This window comes from Anaerococcus kampingae, from assembly GCF_046365475.1.
GTDB lineage: Bacteria > Bacillota > Clostridia > Tissierellales > Peptoniphilaceae > Anaerococcus > Anaerococcus kampingae.
Map to the genome: position 1 here is coordinate 1 of NZ_JBGMEF010000054.1, position 3,676 is coordinate 3,676.

Consider the following 3,676-nt stretch of genomic DNA (forward strand, 5'->3'; position numbering starts at 1 on the left):
TTGTACAAATAGGTGTTGACAATCCACATCAAACTTTCCATCAAATTACTTCGTAATTTGGGACAAGCATAGACATGAGCCGCGGGGGCTTGTCTCGCTTCGCTCGAGTGCTCTGCCTCTGCACCAGACCTTCCATCAATCCGATTACATTGGATTGGGATAGGGCTTCGCGCACGGGTCCTCCTAGAGCCGGACAGGCTTTCTCGCTTCGCTGCGAACCACTCCGTGGAGGGCCCTCTGTGCGCCGGGCAGGCGGGCTTCTAACTATTAAAATGCCTAGCTGGCAAAGTTATTATTTCATTTATCTCTTTTGGAAGCTTAATGTCTCTTGTGAGGGCTGCAAAGCTTATGGCGTCTTTTCCATATTTTTTCCTAATTTCATAAAGGGCCTTGTCGCAGGATTCGTTTTTAAAATACTTCTCATGGTCTAAAAACATATCAAGCTGGCTGCCAGATCCCTCTTTCATCAGCCTTATGGCCCTGATTCCCACAGCCCTGACTGGCGTATCCCAGTCGTATTTTTCCATAAAAAGCTCGTGGGCCTCTTTTGCAAGGATTATGGAAGATTGGGTGTTTAGGGGCAATTCTTTCTGGAAGGTCTGGGAAAATAAGTCCTTATTTCTGACAAAGACTTCCACCCCACCAGCCTCAAGACCGGCTTGCCTTAGCCTTCTTGATACCGAAAAGCTCAGCTCTTGGAGGACATTTTTAACCTCGCCATTATTTATTAGATCACTCCTGCAGGTAGAGGAATTGCCAATAGTTTTAATTATATCCCTGTGGTTGATATCTACTACAGGACGGGCATCCTTGCCATTGGCATAGGTCCAAAGATAGACCCCATTTACCCCGAGCAAGTTTTCTAAAAAGCTTACAGGAGCATTGGCAAGCTCTCCTAATGTGTAAATTCCAATGCGATTAAGCTTAGTCTTAGTCGCCCTTCCTATGCCGACCATCTCCTCGACAGCTAGTGGCCACACAAGGTCCTTCCAATTATCCTCGCTAATAGTAGTGATGGCATCAGGCTTTTTCATATCTGATCCAAGCTTGGCAAAAATCTTGCAAAAAGACACGCCAATGCTTACGGTAAGACCCACTTCCTCCTTCATCCTCCTAGAAATCTCCCTAGCTATATCAAGACCTGACCCAAAAAGCTTGGTAGAGCCAGATACATCTATAAAACACTCATCAAGGCCAAAAGACTCCACCTGATTTGTATAATCATAATAAATCTTCTTGGCCATCTTTGAGTGCTTAAGATACTGGTCATATTGAGGAGGAACCAGGATTAGGTCCCTGCATTTGGTAAGGGCCTGCCAAATAGGCTCGCCAGTCTTAACCCCCATCTCCTTAGCCTTCTGACTTTTGGCAAGGATGATACCATTTCTATTTTTAGGATTGCCAGCCACAGCCATAGCCTTGCCCTTAAGGGCAGGGTTAAGCTTAGCCTCTATAGAAGCATAGCAGGCGTTCATATCTGAATGTAGGATAATTCTTTTCATAACAACTCCTCTTGAATTTCATAGACTATTAATGTATAATTAAGACAATAAATGACTTAAGATAATTATAGGACAATAAGAGTCCTTTGTCAAGCACAACATAAAAATATTAGACTCTAAGAGTCTAGAAGGAGAGAAAAAATGAGTTTCGCCACCAAATTAAAAAAGCTAAGAGAAGAAAAAAGACTAACCCAACAAGAGCTAGCAGACATGGTAGATGTCTCCCTAAAGACCATCTCCAGATACGAACTAGGCCTATCCAAACCTAGATATAGAAAGACCTACGACCTACTAGCCAAGTCCCTAGACACCAGCCACGACTACCTAGTCACAGATGAGGAAGACTTCATCCTCACAGCTCGTGAAAACTACGGTCCAAAAGCCGGCAAAGAAGCAAGCGATCTAGTAGACGGAGTCATAGGACTCATGGCAGGAGGAGAAATCCCAGAAGAAGACAAAAAAGCCATCCTAGATGCCATCTCAGAAGCCTACTATATAGCTAGACAAGAAAACAAAAAGCACGGCAGACTAAAGGATGAATAATGACCTACTCATACGATCAAATCTATGAGGATACCCTTGACCTAATCAAAAAACATGACAGCAGAAATCCCAAAGAAATCCTAAAAGAGCGTGGAGTCCACCTCATAGCCTTCAAAAGCGATACTAAGCTTCTAGGCATGTACAAAATCATTAAAAACTCCCGCTTCGTCTTCTACAACCCAAACGTAGACTACAGGATTTTAAACATGGTCTTTGCCCACGAGCTAGGCCATGACATCTACCACCAGGCCTACGCAGCAGAAGGCATGGTAGAATACCAAATCTTTGACATAAACAACGAAATGGAACTAGAAGCAAATATCTTCGCAGCCCACCTCCTCCTAGATGAGAAAAACCTCCTAGAAGATGTCAAAGAAGGCTACACCTACAACGAGCTAGCAAGCATGTACGATGTCAACGTCAACCTCATGATCTTCAAACTCAACGAAATGCACAGGATGGGTATGCCCATCAGAAAAGAAAACCCGACCAGTGCCGATTTTTTCAGAAATATAGACGGCAAAGACCTAAAAAACATGGAGTGCTGCTAATGGCCAAAAGAATAGTCGACCTAGTCAAAGACCTAATCCTAGATAAAAAAGACATAAAAAAAGCCATCGACATGACAGCAGGTACAGGCAAAGACAGCAAATTCATCCTAGAAAACACACAAGTAGAAAACCTCACAGCCTTTGACATCCAAAAGCAAGCCGAAGAAGAAACAAGGGCCCTAATAGGAGAAGATAAAAGATTCACCTTCATTCTAGCAAGCCATGAGAAAATAGATAAATATATAAAAGACCCTGTAGACCTTATAATCTACAACCTAGGCTATTTGCCAGGAGCAGACAAAAACATAACAACAAAGGCAGAAACTACCCTAAAAAGCCTAGAAAAGGCCCTAAAGCTTATAAAAAAAGACGGCCGCATAATACTAACAATCTACCCAGGCCACCCAGCCGGAAGAAAAGAAAGCCAAAGCCTAGAAAGCTACCTAGAAAGCCTAGACAATAAGACCTACTCCATCCTAAAAATAACCTACACCAACAGACCCAACAACCCACCCTACATCCTAGTAATAGAAAAAGAAAAATAGCCAAAAGCAGTAAAAACACTGACTATTGGCTATTTTTTTGTGGGAAAATAAACAAATACAGGAAACTACGCCCCATTTATGAAACAAATAGTTAGAAGGCATGGTTAGTAGAAAGAGAGTCGAGCAAGCGAGGATTGAAGGAAGCTTTTTATAAAAAAGCTTCCCACTACTTCCCTTGCTTCGACCAACGTGGAGAAGCCTATTAGTACCACTTAGGTGATCTTTTTTACTATGGGTGAAGCACAGGTTTATTTTCACAAGCCTTCGGATATAATAACATCTCGTTCTAGAGTTTGTGCTAGGATTTTAGTTTTCGTAATAGGTCTCTCGACTTCGCTCGAGACAAGGGTCACGCCCCTCCGGCGCATATCTATGCCTAACCCCATTTGTGAAGCAAATGGTTGGTAGGCTTGATGCCGTAGCTGAGGAGTCCCGCGAAGCGGTTCGCAGCGAAGCGAGAAAGAAAATCCCCCGCGGCTCATGTCTATGCTTGTCCCAAATTACGAAGTGGTATGGATACAATAAATAGTACAAT

The 3,676-nt window shown here is 43.1% G+C and carries 4 protein-coding genes; 3 read left to right on the plus strand and 1 reads right to left on the minus strand.

Going from position 1 to position 3,676, the window contains the following annotated elements; translation table 11 throughout:
• Positions 1 to 260 precede the first annotated feature (260 nt).
• Positions 261 to 1,502, minus strand: coding sequence for a DNA polymerase Y family protein (locus tag ACCQ42_RS10110; RefSeq protein ID WP_410036063.1), 1,242 nt, complete (start codon positions 1,500 to 1,502; stop codon positions 261 to 263).
• 141 nt (positions 1,503 to 1,643) lie between these two features.
• Between ACCQ42_RS10110 and ACCQ42_RS10115 the strand changes: the two genes are divergently transcribed.
• From ACCQ42_RS10115 to mnmM, 3 genes are read left to right on the plus strand one after another with little or no spacing between them, the layout of a single operon-like run.
• Positions 1,644 to 2,045, plus strand: coding sequence for a helix-turn-helix domain-containing protein (locus ACCQ42_RS10115; protein ID WP_410036064.1), 402 nt, complete (start codon positions 1,644 to 1,646; stop codon positions 2,043 to 2,045).
• On the plus strand, positions 2,045 to 2,596 hold the full coding sequence (locus tag ACCQ42_RS10120; RefSeq protein ID WP_265238738.1) for an ImmA/IrrE family metallo-endopeptidase: 552 nt from the start codon (positions 2,045 to 2,047) through the stop codon (positions 2,594 to 2,596). Before ACCQ42_RS10115 ends, ACCQ42_RS10120 begins: the two co-directional genes overlap by 1 nt.
• Entirely contained in the window at positions 2,596 to 3,141 is a 546-nt protein-coding gene (mnmM, locus tag ACCQ42_RS10125) for a tRNA 5-(aminomethyl)-2-thiouridylate-methyltransferase MnmM (RefSeq protein WP_265238740.1), read from the plus strand. Before ACCQ42_RS10120 ends, mnmM begins: the two co-directional genes overlap by 1 nt.
• The last annotated feature ends 535 nt before the right edge of the window (positions 3,142 to 3,676 follow it).

Bases quoted from the DNA above. Each gene is read 5' to 3' on its own strand.
- ACCQ42_RS10115 (WP_410036064.1), top strand. From the start codon at position 1,644: ATGAGTTTCGCCACCAAATTAAAAAAGCTAAGAGAAGAAAAAAGACTA.
- mnmM (WP_265238740.1), top strand. From the start codon at position 2,596: ATGGCCAAAAGAATAGTCGACCTAGTCAAAGACCTAATCCTAGATAAA.
- ACCQ42_RS10110 (WP_410036063.1), bottom strand. From the start codon at position 1,502: ATGAAAAGAATTATCCTACATTCAGATATGAACGCCTGCTATGCTTCT.
- ACCQ42_RS10120 (WP_265238738.1), top strand. From the start codon at position 2,045: ATGACCTACTCATACGATCAAATCTATGAGGATACCCTTGACCTAATC.